Here is a 15,514-nt window from a genome sequence, read left to right as displayed (position 1 = left end):
TTTGGGCATGCAATGTCTGAACCGCTCCCTGGCCGCACTGGTGCTGGCCATCCCGTTGGTCGCAATGTCCACCGACTTCGACTCTGTGGGAGAACGCGCCCGCGCCCTGGCCACCCAACCCTACAGCCCCGTGCCCAGCCGCACGCCGGAGGTGCTGCGCAAGCTCACCTACGACCAGATGCGCGACATCCGCTTCAAGCCCGAGCAGGCCGCCTGGCGCGCCGAGCAACTGCCGTTTGAGCTGATGTTCTTCCACCTGGGCAAGTACCAGACCGAGCCGGTACGCCTGCATGAAATCAGCCCTGAAGGCGAGCGCCCCTTCACCTTCAACCCCAAAGACTTCAGCTACGGTGCCAACACCTTGCAGCCCACCACCTGGGGCGACATCGGCCACGCCGGATTCCGTATCCATTACCCGCTGAACAACCCGGCCTACAAAGACGAGCTGGTGGTGTTCCAGGGGGCCAGCTACTTCCGCGCCCTCAGCGCTGGGCTGCACTACGGCCTGTCGGCACGCGGCCTGGCGGTAGACACGGCGGGCGGCGGGCCAGAAGAATTCCCCCGCTTTACCGACTTCTGGATCGAGCGCCCGAAAGCCGGTGCCACGGCGATGACCGTGCTGGCCTTGCTCGACTCGCCTCGCGTCTCGGGTGTCTACCGCTTCGAGATCGAGCCAGGCACCACCACCCGTATGACCGTCAAGGCCCGCCTGTACCTGCGCGACACACCCAGCAACCCCATCCGCACCCTCGGCATCGCCCCGCTGACCAGTATGTTCAGCTTTGGCGAAAACCAGCCCAGCCGCACTGACTTTCGCCCCGAAGTGCACGACTCCGACGGCCTGATGCTGGCCAGCGGCGAGGGCGAATGGCTGTGGCGGCCCCTGCAAAACCCGCGCAGCCCGCTGGTCACCTCCTTCACCACCCGCGCGCCCAAAGGCTTTGGCCTGATGCAGCGCGACCGCAGCTTCGCCAGCTATGAAGACACCGAGGCCAGCTACGAACGCCGCCCCTCGGCCTGGGTCACGCCGCTGGGCGACTGGGGCCCTGGCCGGGTCGAGCTGGTGCAACTGCCCACGCCCGATGAAACCCACGACAACATCGTCGCCTACTGGGTGCCCGCCACCCTGCCCGCGCCCGGCCAGCCGCTGGACATCGCCTGGCGCGTGGACTGGCAGGGCGATGCCCAGCAGCGCCCGCCCCAGGCCTGGGTGGCGCAAACCCGCGTCGGCCACAGCTTTGCCCCGCTGGCCAAAAACGAGCAGCAGTACATCGTGGACTTCACCGGTCCGGTCCTGCCCATCTCGGGTGAGCTCAAGGCCGTGGCCAGCGCCAACAGCAATGGCCGCATCACCGAATCCAACGTGTACCGCGTCGACTCCACCGGGGCATGGCGCATGGCCCTGCGCGTGCAAACGCTGAACCCTGCGCAACCGGTGGAGCTGCGCGCTTTTCTTACCGCCCCGTCCAGCACTGGCCCCCAAACGGTCAGTGAGACATGGACCTACATCCAGGTTGCCCCATGAACCACACATCTTCCTCCTCCGGTATGCCCCCCATCCAGCGCGGCTCCATGCGGGCGCAACCCTGGCTCGGCCTGGCCGGTCGCCTGCGCGGCCAGCAAGCCCCTGCTGATGCCCCCTGGCGCGCCAGTGCCGCCCAGCACCAGGTACTGCCACCGGCCTGGGAGGCCGCCGCGCAGCAGCGCCGCCACTGGCTGCTGTTCTGGATCGCCAGCGCCACCGTGTTTGCCACCGCCCTGCTGTGGCGCGCACAACCAGGTGCGGGCAGCGATGTCTTGCTGGCTGCGCAACTCGGTTTGTTTGCGCTGCTGTTTGCCTGGGTGTCGGCAGGCACGGTGACCGCGGTGATGGGTTTCTGGGTCACCCTGCGCGGCGACCCGCATGCGCTGTCGGCGCGCAGCGCGGCCCATACCGTGCTGCCGTCCGATGCCCGCACCGCCGTCATCATGCCGATCTGCAACGAAGACGTGGCCACGGTGTTTGCCGGGCTGCGCGCCACCTGCGAATCCCTCAGCACGTCCGGCGCCGAGCGTTTGTTTGATGTGTTTGTGCTGTCCGACAGCAGCGACCCCGCCCTGCGCGCCGCCGAGCTCACCGCCTGGCAGGCCCTGCGCGAGCAGCTTCACACTGCGGGCCGCCATCTGCGCGTGCACTACCGCTGGCGCCAGCACCGCACCCGCCGCAAGGCCGGCAACGTGGCCGACTTTTACCGCCGCTGGGGCCGCAGCTACCGCTACATGGTGGTGATGGATGCCGACAGCGTGATGAGCGGCGACACCCTGGTCACCCTGGCCCGGCTGATGGAAGCCCACCCCTGCGCCGGTATCTTGCAAACCGCCCCCCGCGCCTGTGGCCACGCCACCCTGCACGCCCGTGGCCAGCAGTTTGGCAGCCGCGTCACCGGGCGCTTGTTCACCGCCGGTATGCAGTTCTGGCAGCTCGGCGAGGCCCACTACTGGGGCCACAACGCCATCATCCGCGTGGCCCCGTTCATGCAGCACTGCGCACTGGCCACCTTGCCGGGCAAGGGCGCGCTGGCGGGCGAAATCCTGTCGCACGACTTTGTGGAAGCCGCGCTGATGCGCCGTGCAGGCTATGAAGTCTGGCTGGTCAACGACCTGGAAGGCAGCTACGAGCAACAACCCCCGCACCTGCTGGCCGAGCTGCAACGCGACCGCCGCTGGTGCCAGGGCAATCTGCAAAACGCCCGCCTGCTGACCGAACCCGGCCTGCGCCCGGTGCACCGCGCCATGCTGGCCACTGGAGCCATGTCCTACGTGTCGGCCCCGCTGTGGCTGCTGTACGTGGTGCTGGGTGCCGCGCTGTGGCTGCACGACAGCGAGATCCCACTCTGGTCCAGCCGCAGCGTGGCCACGCTGTGGGTATCGACCGCGCTGATGCTGGCCCTGCCCCGCGTGTTGGGCCTGCTGGCCGTGCTGCTGCGCGGTGAGCAAGCGGCCTTTGGCGGCAGCCTGAAGCTGCTGGGCAGCACGGTGCTGGAGGCGCTGATGTCCATGCTGCAAGCCCCCCTGCGCATGGCCGCGCACAGCCTGTTCGTGCTGGGTGGCCTGACCGGCTGGAAGCTGGAATGGACCTCGCCCCCGCGCGAGGCCAGCGACCTGCCCTGGGGCTATGCCGCCCAGCGCTTCGGCCCCCTGGGCCTGGCCGTGGCCTGCCTGCTGGGCGCGGTCGCCTGGTTCGCCCCCGACTCTCTCCTGTGGCTATTGCCCATGGGCCTGCCCCTGCTGCTGGCCGTACCCTTCACCGTGCTCAGCAGCCGCGTCGGCCTGGGCCAGCGCCTGCAAGATGCCGGTTGGCTGCTGGTGCCCGAAGAAAGCCGTTCGCCATCCGTGCTGAAGCAAGCCTGGCGCTATGCCCACGCCCCCCGTGCAACGGCAACGCCTTGGTTGGCGGACCTGCCCCGCCTGGCCGCCCTGGCCCTGCAAGCCCTGGGCCCGCGCCACACCGGCCAAGGCCTGCGCGGCGAACACCGCCGCCAACGCGTGCTGCAACTCAGCCGCACCGGCGGCGCCGCCCCCAGCGCTGCCGAACACATGCGCTTCCTGAGCGAACCGCACAGCCTGCGCTTGCTGCACGCGGCGTTGGCCGGAGAGCGCACACACTAGGTATGCTGCGGTTTTAATAGCACATTACGTAGGTGAAATATGCGCTAGAGGCCTAAAAGGCATGTAGCCCCACGCCTGGCACCAGGGTGCCGGGTGGCTGCTACACTTTTCCCTCACACTCCTTGCCGTCCTGCACCGGCTGCGCGCCCATGATGACTTCTGTTTTCAACTTTACCTTTGTGCCCTGGTTCCGCTCGGTGGCACCGTATATCCACAAGTTCCGCAACCAGACCTTTGTCGTGGCGCTGGCGGGCGAGGCGATTGCGGCGGGCAAGCTGCCGCACCTGGCGCAAGACTTGGCGATGATCCAAAGCATGGGCGTAAAGCTGGTGCTGGTGCACGGCTTTCGGCCGCAGGTCAACGAACAGCTCCGCGCCAAAGGCCATGCGCCCAAATACGCCAACGGTATCCGCATCACCGACGAGGTGGCACTCGACTGTGCCCAGGAAGCCGCGGGCCAGTTGCGCTACGAGATCGAGGCGGCGTTCAGCCAGGGCCTGCCGAATACGCCAATGGCCGGGGCCACCATCCGGGTGATTTCGGGCAACTTCATCACCGCCCGGCCGGTCGGCATTGTGGACGGCATCGACTTTCAGCATTCGGGGCTGGTGCGCAAGGTGGATACCGGCGGCATCACCCGCGTGCTCGACATGGGGGCCATGCTGCTGCTGTCGCCGTTTGGTTTTTCGCCCACCGGTGAGGCGTTCAACTTGACGATGGAAGAAGTGGCGACCTCGGTAGCCAGCGCGCTGCAGGCCGACAAACTGATCTTTTTGACCGAGGTGCCCGGCATCCGCATGCGCCCCGGCGAGCCCGAGAGCGAAGACAATCCCATCGACACCGAACTGCCGCTGGCCGTGGCCGAAAAGCTGCTGGCCGACCTGCCCGCCGCCAACCGCCCGACCGACACCGCGTTTTACCTGCAACACTGCGTGAAGGCCTGCAAATCCGGCGTGGAACGCAGCCACATCATCCCGTTTGCGGTGGACGGCGCGATCTTGCTGGAGGTCTACGTGCACGACGGTATCGGCACCATGGTGGTAGATGAAAAACTGGAAAGCCTGCGCGAGGCGCTGGTGGACGACGTGGGCGGCATCCTGCAACTGATCGAACCGTTTGAGAAAGACGGCACCCTGGTCAAGCGCAGCCGCACCGAGATCGAGCGCGATGCCGACCTGTACACCGTGGTGGAGCACGACGGCGTGATCTTTGCCTGCGCGGCGCTCTACCCCTACCCCGAGGCCCACACCGGCGAGATGGCGGCGCTGACCGTGTCGCCCCAGGTGCAAGGCCAGGGCGATGGCGAAAAGGTGCTCAAGCGCATCGAGCAGCGCGCCCGTGCCGCCGGACTGCACAGCATTTTTGTACTCACCACGCGCACCATGCACTGGTTCATCAAACGCGGTTTCGAGCAGGTAGACCCCGAGTGGCTGCCCGAGGCCCGCAAGCGCAAGTACAACTGGGACCGCAAAAGCCAAGTCCTGGTGAAGAAACTGTGATTCACCCCCAGGCTACGCTGTGCTACACCAACTTCTTTACGGAGAAGTTCTAAAGCTCAATGGCTGTGCAAGTCAGCCGGAGCGGTGTCTTCAAACGACGGCAGGTCAATCTGCTCGGGACTCAGGTATTTTTCGGCAAAGTGGCGGTATACGCCCTTGTGCATGAACACGTCGAACAGGTCGGGATCGATGTGACCATTTTTGCTGAAACGCACCATGATCTCCAGCGCCTTGGACAGCTTCATGCGTGGCCGGTACGGGCGGTCGGCACTGGTCAGGGCTTCAAACACATCGGCCAAGGCCAGCATGCGGGCCTGCAGCGACATCTGGTGGCGGGTCAGCCCCTTGGGGAAACCGCTGCCGTCCATGCGCTCATGGCCGGTACTGGCGTATTCAGGAACGTTTTTCAGGTGCTTGGGCCAAGGGACTTGCTCCAGCATGGTCTGGGTGGCGACCACGTGGTGATTGACGATGTCGCGCTCTTGCTCGGTCAGCGTGCCGCGCAGGATGGACAAGTTCTCCAGCTCGTCACTGCTTAAAAACGGCACTTGCACACCGTCGGCATTGCGCCAATGGCGGCGCACGCCGATATCGCGGATTTTTCTGAGCTGGACATCGGATAACACCGACTGCGACTGGTTCACTTCACGCAGAAAAGCCCGGTCGGCATCGATACGGACCCGGATCTCGTCGCCGCGCTGCTCGGCGGCGGCTTCGGCGGCGGGGTCTGTGCAGGTCCGCATCGCGAGTTGCTGGCGCAAGGTGGCGATTTCGGCATCGCGTTTAAGGACCTCAAAACGGGTGCTGATGAGCTCAATGCGGTCAAATAAGGTTTGCAGCTTGGTGGCCTTGTCGGTCACGTGCACCGGCGTGGCGATCTTGCCGCAGTCGTGCAGCATGCCCGCGATTTTGAGCTCGTAGCGGTCGCGCTCGCTCATCTGGAAGCTGGCGTAGGGCCCTTCGGTGGTGGCATCCACGGCGGAAGCCAGCATCAGGGTCAGCGCGGGCACGCGGTTGAAGCGGTCGCGGGCGTAGGGCGATTTGTCGTCGATCGCGGTGTTGATGAGCTGCACAAACGACTCGAACAGTGTCTCCAACTGGTTCACCAGTTGCCGGTTGCTCAGGGCAATAGCAGCCTGCGAAGCCAATGACTCGACCAGGCGCTGGTCAGCCTCGGAGAATGTCACCACCCGGCCCAGGCCCGGCTCCAGCGCGTTGATGAGCTGCAGCACGCCGATGACTTCGCCGTCAAAGTTCTTCATCGGCACGGTCAGGAAAGACTGCGAGCGGTAGCCGGTGCGGGCATCAAACGCCTTGGTGCCCGAGAAGTCGAAACCGGCCTCTACATAGGCATCGGCAATATTGACGGTGCGGTCATGGATGGCGGCAAACGTGGCCACCATGGTGTCGTTGAAACCACCCTCAGCGTTGATCAATTGCAGCGGCGCAAAGTCGATGGCTTTACCGGTGGTACCGCCCAGAAACAGGTTCAGCGAGTTGGTCCGCATGATTTCGAACCGCAGCGCGCTGCCATCTTCGGTCATGCGGTAGAGGGTGCCGCCATCGGCCTGGGTGATGTTTTTGGCGGCAATCAAAATACCTTCCAACAGGCTGTTGGTGTTGCGCTCTTTGGACAGCGCCGCCCCAATGGTATTGAGCTGATCGAGTCGGCTAAGCAGGTCATCGACGAGGTCCATCGCCATATTTGCATCGTCCCGGGGTGGTAATGTTTGTAAGTACTTGTCAGCCGGGAAGATTAACATCAAATTCTGAATCGAAAGTTCACAGAAAGTGCGCACAAGCGTGGCCCCCGGTGCAGTTTTATCTGGCAAACCAGCCTCGTTACAATTACAAATGGCCCACCTGTATACCCCCAGCCTGACCGTGTAACGCGCGCAGTGAAGTCCACACCCCTTCCCCCCACCCCCCCTGCCCGAATGGACCGACGCCATGTCCGGGAGTGGCTGGTGTTGTTGTTGCTACTGGCCCTGCTGGGCAGCGCCGTGGCGTACTGGCTGGGCCGGGCGCACAGCGCCAACCGCGAACGTGAACGCAACCAACTGCAAAACCAGGCCCGGGTGGTCGAAGAAAACCTGGTCCGCCAGCTACAAGGTGCCAACAGCGCACTGACCGGTGTGCGCTACGACCTGTTCTACGCCGATGGCGATGCCACCGAAACCAATCTGCAGCGCCGCCTGCAGGTGCTGACCGATGCGATGCCGGGTGTACGCGCCATGATCGTGCTCAACAAAGACGGCCTGGTGGTCGGGGCCAACCGCAAAGATCTTTTAGGTAAAGATTTCCATACGCGAACCTACTTTGCCTTGCCCCAGGCACAGCCGGACTACGCTGCGCTGTACGTTTCACCGCCTTTTTTATCGGTCTTGAATGCCTACGTGGTGGCCTTGAGCAAGGCGTTCACAGACGACCAGGGCCGGTTCGCCGGGGTGGTGTTTGCATCTCTCGACCCCGATTATTTCGACATCGTGATGCGCTCGGTGATTTATGCGCCCGACATGGCCGTCAGCATCGCCCATGGCGACGGCAAAGAATTCCTGGTTGCCCCGCCAGACAACTCCCCGCGCGAGCGAGACCTCAACGTTGCAGGCTCCTTGTTTCGGCAACATGTGGACTCAGGCCAGGCCAGCAGTGATTTGATCGGCCCGTCGCAACGCTACAAGGACGAACGCATGGTGGCCATGCGCAACATCCTGCCCCCCGAACTGCGCATGAACAAACCACTGACCGTCTCGGTCAGCCGCAACCTGGCAGCGATCGATGCGCCCTGGCGTACCGATGCGCTGGCCTCGGCCGGTGTTTTTGGCCTGCTGTGTGCCGGGGCCTGCGTCGCCCTGGGCTATGTGCACAACCGCCGCCGGGCGCTCCAACAAGCCCACAAAACCGCACAGCAGGCACTGCAAGAAACCATGCGCCGTTTCGAGTTTGGCCTCAAAGGGGCCGACCTGGGCCTGTGGGACCTGGATATTGCGAGCGACACGCTGACCATCAACGAGCGCCAATGGCAAATGCTGGGCTACGCCCCCGAGGCCACACCGTTGAAGTCGGCCTTCTGGCAAAGCCTGATCCACCCCCAAGACGCGCCAGCCGTGCATGCGGCCTTTTTGGCGCATGCCAAAGGCCAGGCTGCGGGCTACAAGCTGGAACACCGCATGCTGCACAAAGAAGGCCACTGGATCTGGGTGCTGAGCCACGCCATGGTGATCGAGCGCGACGCGGCAGGCCGGGCCACCCGCATCCTGGGCACGCACCTGGACATCACCGAGCGCATGCAGTTCCAGGCCGAGCTGCAGAAAGCCAACACGCAGCTGGCGCAGCTCAGCATCACCGATGGCCTGACCGGTGTGGGCAACCGGCGTTACTTTGACCAATGCCTGCAGTCCGAATGGGCCCGCAGTGCACGCCAAAAGCAGCCCCTGGCTCTGCTGATGATCGACATCGACCACTTCAAGCTTTACAACGATCACTATGGCCATCCAGGCGGCGATGCCTGCCTGCAGGCGGTAGCGCGGATTTTGACCGCCTGCCTGTGCCGCCCCGGCGAGCTGCTGATGCGCTACGGCGGGTAGGAGTTTGCGATTCTTTTACTGGATACCGACACTCTGGGTGCCAGCTTTGTAGCCCAGCGCTGCCTGGACCGCATGCGCGATGCAGGCCTGCCGCATGTGGCATCGCTGGTGTCCGACTGCGTCAGCCTCAGCATCGGCGTGGCCAGCATCCTCCCAGGCCCAAACACCCGTTCCGAAGATCTGGTGTCTCAGGCCGATGCCGCCCTGTACCAGGCCAAAGACCAGGGTCGTGCCCGTTACGTCTGCGCCCCCCCAACATTGACCGAAACCCTATGACATCTACCCTTGAATTACGTGCCGGTGAGCTCATCGCCACCCTGGCCCCAGCCGTTGGTGGTGCCATTGCCAGCTTTTACAGCCAGCGTGGCGACCAGCAACAGCACTGGCTGCGCCCCAACACGGACCCCAACCCGGCCACGCCCTGGACCATGGCCAGCTACCCGCTGGTGCCCTATTCCAACCGCATCCGCGATGGCCACAGCAGCTTTGGCCCGCGCCCGCTGGACCTGCCCGCCAACTACCCGGATTCGAAACACGCCATCCACGGCACCGCTTGGCAACAGCCCTGGCAGGTGGTTAGCCAGGGCAGCGACCACGCCACCCTGGCGCTGGACAGCCCTGCCGGTGTGTGGCCCTATGCCTTTCGCGCAGAACAGCGGTTTACGTTGGACGCACAGACCGGTTTGACGGTGCTGCTGTCGGTCACCAATACCGATACGGTAGACATGCCGGTGGGCGTAGGCCACCACCCCTACGTGCCGCACCGCGCCGGTACGCGCCTGACCACTGACGTGCAGGCAATGTGGGGGGGCGATGCCGAAGTCATGCCGACCACGCTGCAAAAGCCTGATTTCTTGGCCGCTATGCGCAGCGGCATCGTGTTGGACACGCTGGACCTGGACAACAACTTCATCGGCTGGAACCAGCAAGCCCGCGTGGATTGGCCCGACACCGGCACCGCGCTGGTGATGACGGCACAGGCCCCGTTCAACTACTTCGTGTTGTACTGCCCCAAAGGGGGCGAGATATTCTGCATCGAGCCTGTGAGTAACTGCACCGACTGGATGAACCTGGCGCAGCAAGGCCAGGGCGACGTAGGCGGCCAATTGCTGGCCCCCGGTGCCACCCTGCATACCACCATGGGCTTGCAGCCCATCTGGCCTGCATAAGGTGTAGAAACCAACTAATGCTACATTTTTAGTAGCTAATAGCGCAAATAATATATGCGCTAGAGCCTGTTTCCATCTAAACCAGAGCGCGAATATCTGCAGCCTCCAGCACGGCCTTGGGTGCGCCGGTATGGGCGCAGCGCAGCATGGCCTGACCGATCTGGCGGGTGGTAAGCACATGATTGGGTAGCAGCGCCCGCAGCACGGGCAGCAGCGGCTTGAGCAGGCTGTACAGGATGCGGTAGGAGCCGGTTTTGGACTGGATGCCGTCCAGCGGCTGGATAACGCCAGGGCGGAACAGGTACACCGCTTTGAATGGCAGGCGCATCAAAGCATTTTCAGTGCGGCCTTTGACGCGCGCCCACATGCTGCGGCCCTGCTCGGTGCTGTCGGTGCCCGCGCCCGACACGTAGACAAACACCATCTGCGGATTGCAACGTGCCAGCACCTCGGCAGCGGCCAAGGTCAGGTCGTAGCTGATGTGGCTGTACTGCGCCTCGGAGAGGCCAGACGACGTGGCACCCAGGCAGAAAAAGCAGGCACCAAACCCCGTGAGCTGAGCGGTTACCGCACTGTAATCCTCCATATTGGGAACCACCAGCTCGCGCAGCTTGGCGTGTTGCTGGCCTAGCGGTGTGCGGCCCACGGTTTGTACCTGTGTGACGGCGGGGTCGGCCAGACATTCGCGCAACACGCCCTGCCCCACCATGCCCGAGGTGCCAAAAATCAAGATATACATCGTGCAACTCCTGAGGTCTGGGGCAGCCAGTGCGTCCCGGTCAGTTGCTCTGAAACCGTCCACAAACGGGCTGCCGCATCGGCATCCCGCGCGGGCGCAGCTACTTTAGCCAGGTGCGGCGGGCCTTTGAGCTCAAACCACCCGTCGGGGCCATAGTAGGCCCCCGCCTGGGCTTGTGGGTCTACCGCCGCGAACAAGGTCGGCAGAGCACCCTGCGCCGCCGAATGGCTCACAAACGGCTGTATCCACTGGTTGATCTGTGCCAGCAGCGGGCCCAGTTTGGGCCCGTTGGCAATCAGCTCGGTACGGGCAAAACCCGGATGGGCCGCGTAGCTGCTCAGGCCCCAGCCCTCTTGCTGGCTGCGGCGCTGCAACTCGCAGCTGAACATCAGCATCGCCAGCTTGGACTGGCCGTACGCGGCCCAGGGCTTGTAGCGACGCTCCCACTGCAGGTCGTCAAACTGGATGGCCGCGCCACGGTGCGCAATGCTGCTCAGGTTCACCACCCGCGCCTGGCCCTGGCACAGCAGCGGCAGCAAGCGGGCCGTCAGCGCAAAGTGGCCCAGGTAGTTGGTACCAAACTGCAGCTCAAAGCCGTCGACCGTGGCCTGGCGCTGCGGCGGCATCATCACCCCGGCGTTGTTGACCAAGATGGCGATGGGCTGCGCCTCGGCCACCAGCCGATCGGCGAAGCTGTAAACAGATGCCAGGCTGGCCAGGTCCAGCAGTTCAAACCGTACCCGCGCCTGGGGCAGCATTCGCACCAGGTGGCGCACGGCATCCGTACCCTTTTGCGGATTGCGCCCGGCCAAGATGACTTCGGCCCCGGCACCCGCCAAGGCCAGCGCGGCCTCGAACCCCAGCCCGCCCACCCCGGTCACTACCACCCGCTTGTCGTTTTGGGGTGGGATATTTTGAAGACTCCAATGCATCAACACTCCTTTATGCGTGAGTAATCACGCAACTAAAAATCCAAAAAAATTTCCGAATCATTTTGTCTGGGCAATGCCGTTCCACAGCATTTCAAAACCGATGTACCGGTAGCTGTCTGCGGCCTCGGGTTCGCGGGACATGAAGTCCATGGTGGCTTCGGCCAGGCTGGCCATACAGGCCCAAATAAAGGCCACTGGGTAGTCGCGTAGCACCCGGTTTGCCACACTGGCGCGGAACAGTTGCTCAATTTCTGCAAACGGTGCAGCCGCGATCTGCCGGGTTTCCGGGGTGATGGCGGCTGCCGTTTTCAATTGGTCCATCACCTGTTTTTTGGCCGGATGCGCCACGCCCCAGCGTACAAAGCAGTCCCACACGTACTGCAATTGCTGGCGGATGGCTGCGTGGTGCGGGAAGCTGTCCATCATGGCATCGGCCATTTCGCGCTTGATCTCCAGGTACAGCGCGTTGACCAGCGCGTCCTTGGTTTTGAAGTAGGTGAACAGCGTGCCCTCGGCTACCTCTGCCGCCTTGGAAATAGCCGAGGTGGGCGTGGCCGCCAGCCCGCGCTGCGCGATCACCTGGATGGCGGCATCCAGGATGGCGGCATGCTTGTCTATGCTGCGGGGTCGGGCCATGGGGTTTTGTTATTAATTGAGCAACCACTCAATTATAAACAGCTTTAACGTCGGTGGGATGTGCGGGCCAGAAACACCAGGGCCAGTGCCGTAATCAGCGCAAAGCAGACAAACGACCAGTTGGCGATGGAGCCGCCCAGAAAGGTCCAGTCCACCACGGTGCAGTCGCCGCCGCCCTTGAAGATCATGGGGATGGCACGCTTGAGCGGGAATGTTTCAATCATGCCGTACAGGTCGCGGCCACAGGTGGCCACTTCGGGGGGGTACCACTGCAAAAAGCTTTGGCGGGCGGCTACAAAGGCCCCGAAACCCGCCACCAGCAGCAGCAAGACCACGCCGCCATTTTGCAAGCCTTTTCGGCCACTAGCGCTTATAGCACCAGCGAGAGCCGCTACCAAAACGAGAGCATAGCGCTGCACGATGCACATCGGGCAGGGCTCCAGCCCCACCACGTGCTGCAGGTACAAACCGAAAGCCAGCAGGCCAATACAGCCCAGGCACACCAGCAACCACACTCGGCGCGGGGCCGTATCGATCAACTTCAATAACATCCATTGGCTTTCAAAATAATTGACCGCCAGGTGGATATCACATCACACGCCAGCGGCCTCTTCAATAAACACCTTGGCGCGGCGCGGTATTACCACCAGCGTGTCGCCCTCGTTCACACCCAGATCCCGGAACGCTTGCGCAGGCAGTTGCGCTTCGATCAGGTTGTCCTGGGTATTGTCCCCCGCTTGGTTCGCATCCACGGGCGTAAGTTCCAAACGGGCGATGGGGCCGATCACCAGGGCGCGGCTGAGCGTGACCACCATGCCACGCGGCTTGCCGGCATCGTCCAGGCCTTCCCCCTTGGTGTAACGCTGCACCTCGATGTCGTGCGGACGCACGTAGGCAAAAGCCTTGGCATCCTGGGCCGCGTCGTGCTCGGGGGCCTGGATCTTGATGCCTTCGAGCTGCACCTCGCCCTCGTGGGCGCGGCCATGGAACAGGTTCACATCGCCCAAAAAGCCGTAGACAAACGGGCTGGCCGGGTGGTCCCACACCTGCTGCGGCGAGCCGATTTGTTCGACCTTGCCCTTATTCATCACCACCACGCGGTCGGCCACTTCCAGGGCTTCTTCCTGGTCGTGGGTCACGAAGATGCTGGTGACATGCAGCTCATCGTGCAGACGGCGCAGCCAGCGGCGCAGCTCTTTGCGCACCTTGGCATCCAGCGCGCCAAAGGGCTCGTCCAGCAGCAGCACTTTGGGCTCCACCGCCAGGGCGCGGGCCAGGGCGATACGCTGGCGCTGGCCGCCGGAGAGTTGCGACGGGTAGCGGTTTGCCAGCCAATCCAGTTGCACCAGGCCCAGCAGCTCGTGCACCTTGGCCTTGATGACCGCCTCGCTAGGGCGCTGGTTGCGGGGTTTGACGCGCAGGCCAAAGGCCACGTTCTCGAACACCGTCATGTGGCGAAACAGCGCGTAATGCTGGAACACAAAGCCCACCTGGCGCTCGCGCACATGCACGTCGGTGGTGTCTGCGCCCGAGAAATGGATGCTGCCCGCGTCCGGCGTTTCCAGTCCGGCGATGATGCGTAAGAGTGTGGTTTTGCCGCAGCCCGAGGGGCCGAGCAAGGCGACCAGTTCACCGGATTCGATGTCCAGGCTCACGTCACCCAAGGCGGTGAAGCTGCCAAACTGTTTGTGGATATTGCGGATTTCAATGCTCATGCTGTTCTTTCAATGGGCCACAGCCAGTTGGCCGTTAAAGGGGGGCGGCGATGGGGGCGTAGGCACATCCACACGGGGCTGTTCAGGCGGGGCTTCGGCAATGGCTTTGAGCTCGCGCTCGATACGCCACTCGGCAATCGACTTGATCACCAGGGTGACAAGTGCCAGGATGGCCAGCAGCGAGGCCACGGCGAACGCGGCCACCGACTGGTATTCGTTGTACAAAATCTCCACATGCAGCGGCAAGGTGTTGGTCTGGCCGCGGATGTGGCCGGACACCACCGACACCGCGCCAAACTCGCCCATGGCGCGGGCGTTGGTCAGGATCACACCGTACAGCAGGCCCCATTTGATGTTGGGCAGGGTCACGTACCAGAAGGTTTGCCAGCCGGTGGCGCCCAGCACGATGGCCGCCTGCTCTTCGTCGTTGCCCTGGGCCTGCATCAGCGGAATCAGCTCGCGGGCGATGAACGGAAAGGTCACGAATACGGTGGCCAGCACGATGCCGGGTACCGCAAAAATAATCTTTATGTCATGCGCTTGTAGCCACGGGCCAAACCAGCCGTGCGCGCCAAACATCAGCACATAGACCAGCCCAGCCACCACCGGCGACACCGAAAACGGCAGGTCCACCAGGGTGGTCAGAAACGACTTGCCCCAGAACTCGTACTTGGCAATCGCCCAGGCCGCGGCCACGCCAAACACCAGGTTCAGCGGCACAGCGATACCGGTAGCCAGCAGAGTGAGCTTGATGGCATCCCAGGCATCGGGCTCTTGCAGCGCTTCAAAATACGCGCCCGCGCCCTTGCGGAAGGCCTCGGTAAACACCGCCGCCAGCGGCAGCACCAGAAACAGAAACAAAAACACCAGGGCGATGGTCAGCAGCGTGGTGCGCACCCAGGCGGCTTCGGTAGTGCCCGCTTTGGCGCGGCGCACGGGTTTGGAAAGCGCACTCATGCCGGGGCTCCTGCGTGGCGGCGCTGCCAGGCCTGCAAGGCGTTGATCAGCAGCAACAAAACGAATGAAATGACCAGCATCACCAAGGCCACTGCGGTGGCACCGGCGTAGTCGTACTGCTCCAGCTTGCCGACGATGATCAGCGGCGTGATTTCCGACACCATGGGCATATTGCCCGCGATGAAAATGACGGATCCGTACTCGCCAATCGCCCGGGCAAAGGCCATGGCAAAGCCGGTCAGCAGCGCAGGGGCGATGTGCGGCAGGATCACGCGGGTGAAAATTTGCAAGCGGGTCGCGCCCAGCGAGGTGGCGGCTTCTTCCAGCTCTTTCTCGGCATCTTCCAACACCGGCTGCACTGTGCGCACCACAAAGGGCAGGCCAATGAAGATCAGCGCTATGACGATGCCCGCCGGGGTAAACGCCAGCTTGATGCCCATGGGCTCCAAATATTGGCCGATCCAACCGTTACCGGCCAGCAACGCGGTCAGCGAGATACCGGCCACGGCGGTGGGCAGCGCAAACGGCAGGTCCACCAGCGCATCCACAATCTTTTTGCCGGGGAAGCTGTAGCGCACCAGCACCCACGCCACCAGCAGGCCAAACACCAGGTTCACCAGCGCGGCAAACAG

The 15,514-nt window shown here is 63.5% G+C and carries 12 protein-coding genes and 1 pseudogene; 5 read left to right on the top strand and 8 right to left on the bottom strand.

The window, feature by feature from the left end:
• Positions 1-7 precede the first annotated feature (7 nt).
• The 3 genes from Q0T48_RS15665 to argA all read left to right on the top strand — a co-directional run bounded on the left by Q0T48_RS15665 (position 8) and on the right by argA (position 5,147).
• On the top strand, positions 8-1,525 hold the full coding sequence (locus tag Q0T48_RS15665; RefSeq protein ID WP_295957840.1) for a glucan biosynthesis protein G: 1,518 nt from the start codon (positions 8-10) through the stop codon (positions 1,523-1,525).
• Positions 1,522-3,648, top strand: a complete 2,127-nt coding sequence (mdoH, locus tag Q0T48_RS15660) for a glucans biosynthesis glucosyltransferase MdoH (protein WP_295957837.1) — start codon at positions 1,522-1,524, stop codon at positions 3,646-3,648. The genes Q0T48_RS15665 and mdoH overlap by 4 nt, the downstream gene beginning before the upstream one ends.
• Before the next feature lie 152 nt (positions 3,649-3,800).
• The gene (gene argA / locus Q0T48_RS15655; RefSeq protein ID WP_295958183.1) at positions 3,801-5,147 is read left to right on the top strand and encodes an amino-acid N-acetyltransferase; all 1,347 of its coding nucleotides are present in this window, start codon (positions 3,801-3,803) and stop codon (positions 5,145-5,147) included.
• 56 nt (positions 5,148-5,203) lie between these two features.
• Here argA and Q0T48_RS15650 read toward each other — a convergent pair whose 3' ends face one another.
• A complete protein-coding gene (locus Q0T48_RS15650) occupies positions 5,204-6,844 on the bottom strand; it encodes an HD domain-containing phosphohydrolase (RefSeq protein WP_366888024.1) in 1,641 nt (546 codons plus the stop codon).
• 240 nt (positions 6,845-7,084) lie between these two features.
• Between Q0T48_RS15650 and Q0T48_RS22055 the strand changes: the two are divergent.
• Both Q0T48_RS22055 and Q0T48_RS15640 read left to right on the top strand, forming a co-directional pair.
• Positions 7,085-9,010 (top strand): annotated as a pseudogene (locus Q0T48_RS22055) (diguanylate cyclase).
• Positions 9,007-9,903, top strand: coding sequence for an aldose 1-epimerase (locus tag Q0T48_RS15640; RefSeq protein WP_295957830.1), 897 nt, complete (start codon positions 9,007-9,009; stop codon positions 9,901-9,903). The pseudogene Q0T48_RS22055 and the gene Q0T48_RS15640 overlap by 4 nt, the downstream one beginning before the upstream one ends.
• A gap of 76 nt (positions 9,904-9,979) precedes the next feature.
• Here Q0T48_RS15640 and Q0T48_RS15635 read toward each other — a convergent pair whose 3' ends face one another.
• The 7 genes from Q0T48_RS15635 to cysT form a co-directional block, all read right to left on the bottom strand.
• On the bottom strand, positions 9,980-10,642 hold the full coding sequence (locus Q0T48_RS15635; RefSeq protein WP_295957828.1) for an epimerase: 663 nt from the start codon (positions 10,640-10,642) through the stop codon (positions 9,980-9,982).
• A complete protein-coding gene (locus Q0T48_RS15630; protein ID WP_295957825.1) occupies positions 10,630-11,574 on the bottom strand; it encodes an SDR family oxidoreductase in 945 nt (314 codons plus the stop codon). The genes Q0T48_RS15635 and Q0T48_RS15630 overlap by 13 nt, the downstream gene beginning before the upstream one ends.
• Positions 11,575-11,631: 57 nt before the next feature.
• A complete protein-coding gene (locus Q0T48_RS15625) occupies positions 11,632-12,210 on the bottom strand; it encodes a TetR/AcrR family transcriptional regulator (RefSeq protein ID WP_295957823.1) in 579 nt (192 codons plus the stop codon).
• 44 nt (positions 12,211-12,254) lie between these two features.
• Positions 12,255-12,761: a disulfide bond formation protein B gene (locus Q0T48_RS15620; RefSeq protein WP_295957822.1), complete on the bottom strand. Its 507-nt coding sequence runs from the start codon at positions 12,759-12,761 to the stop codon at positions 12,255-12,257.
• A gap of 42 nt (positions 12,762-12,803) precedes the next feature.
• Positions 12,804-13,925: a sulfate ABC transporter ATP-binding protein gene (locus Q0T48_RS15615; RefSeq protein WP_295957819.1), complete on the bottom strand. Its 1,122-nt coding sequence runs from the start codon at positions 13,923-13,925 to the stop codon at positions 12,804-12,806.
• Between the two features lie 9 nt (positions 13,926-13,934).
• A complete protein-coding gene (gene cysW / locus Q0T48_RS15610) occupies positions 13,935-14,882 on the bottom strand; it encodes a sulfate ABC transporter permease subunit CysW (protein WP_295957815.1) in 948 nt (315 codons plus the stop codon).
• The coding region (gene cysT, locus Q0T48_RS15605) for a sulfate ABC transporter permease subunit CysT (protein ID WP_295957811.1) at positions 14,879-15,514 on the bottom strand (636 nt) is incomplete at its 5' end. The genes cysW and cysT, both read right to left, overlap by 4 nt.

This window comes from Rhodoferax sp. (genome assembly GCF_025354435.1).
Lineage (GTDB): Bacteria > Pseudomonadota > Gammaproteobacteria > Burkholderiales > Burkholderiaceae_C > Rhodoferax_B.
Note: the sequence above shows the minus strand (reverse complement) of the source record. Positions and strands in the feature narration are given on the sequence as shown.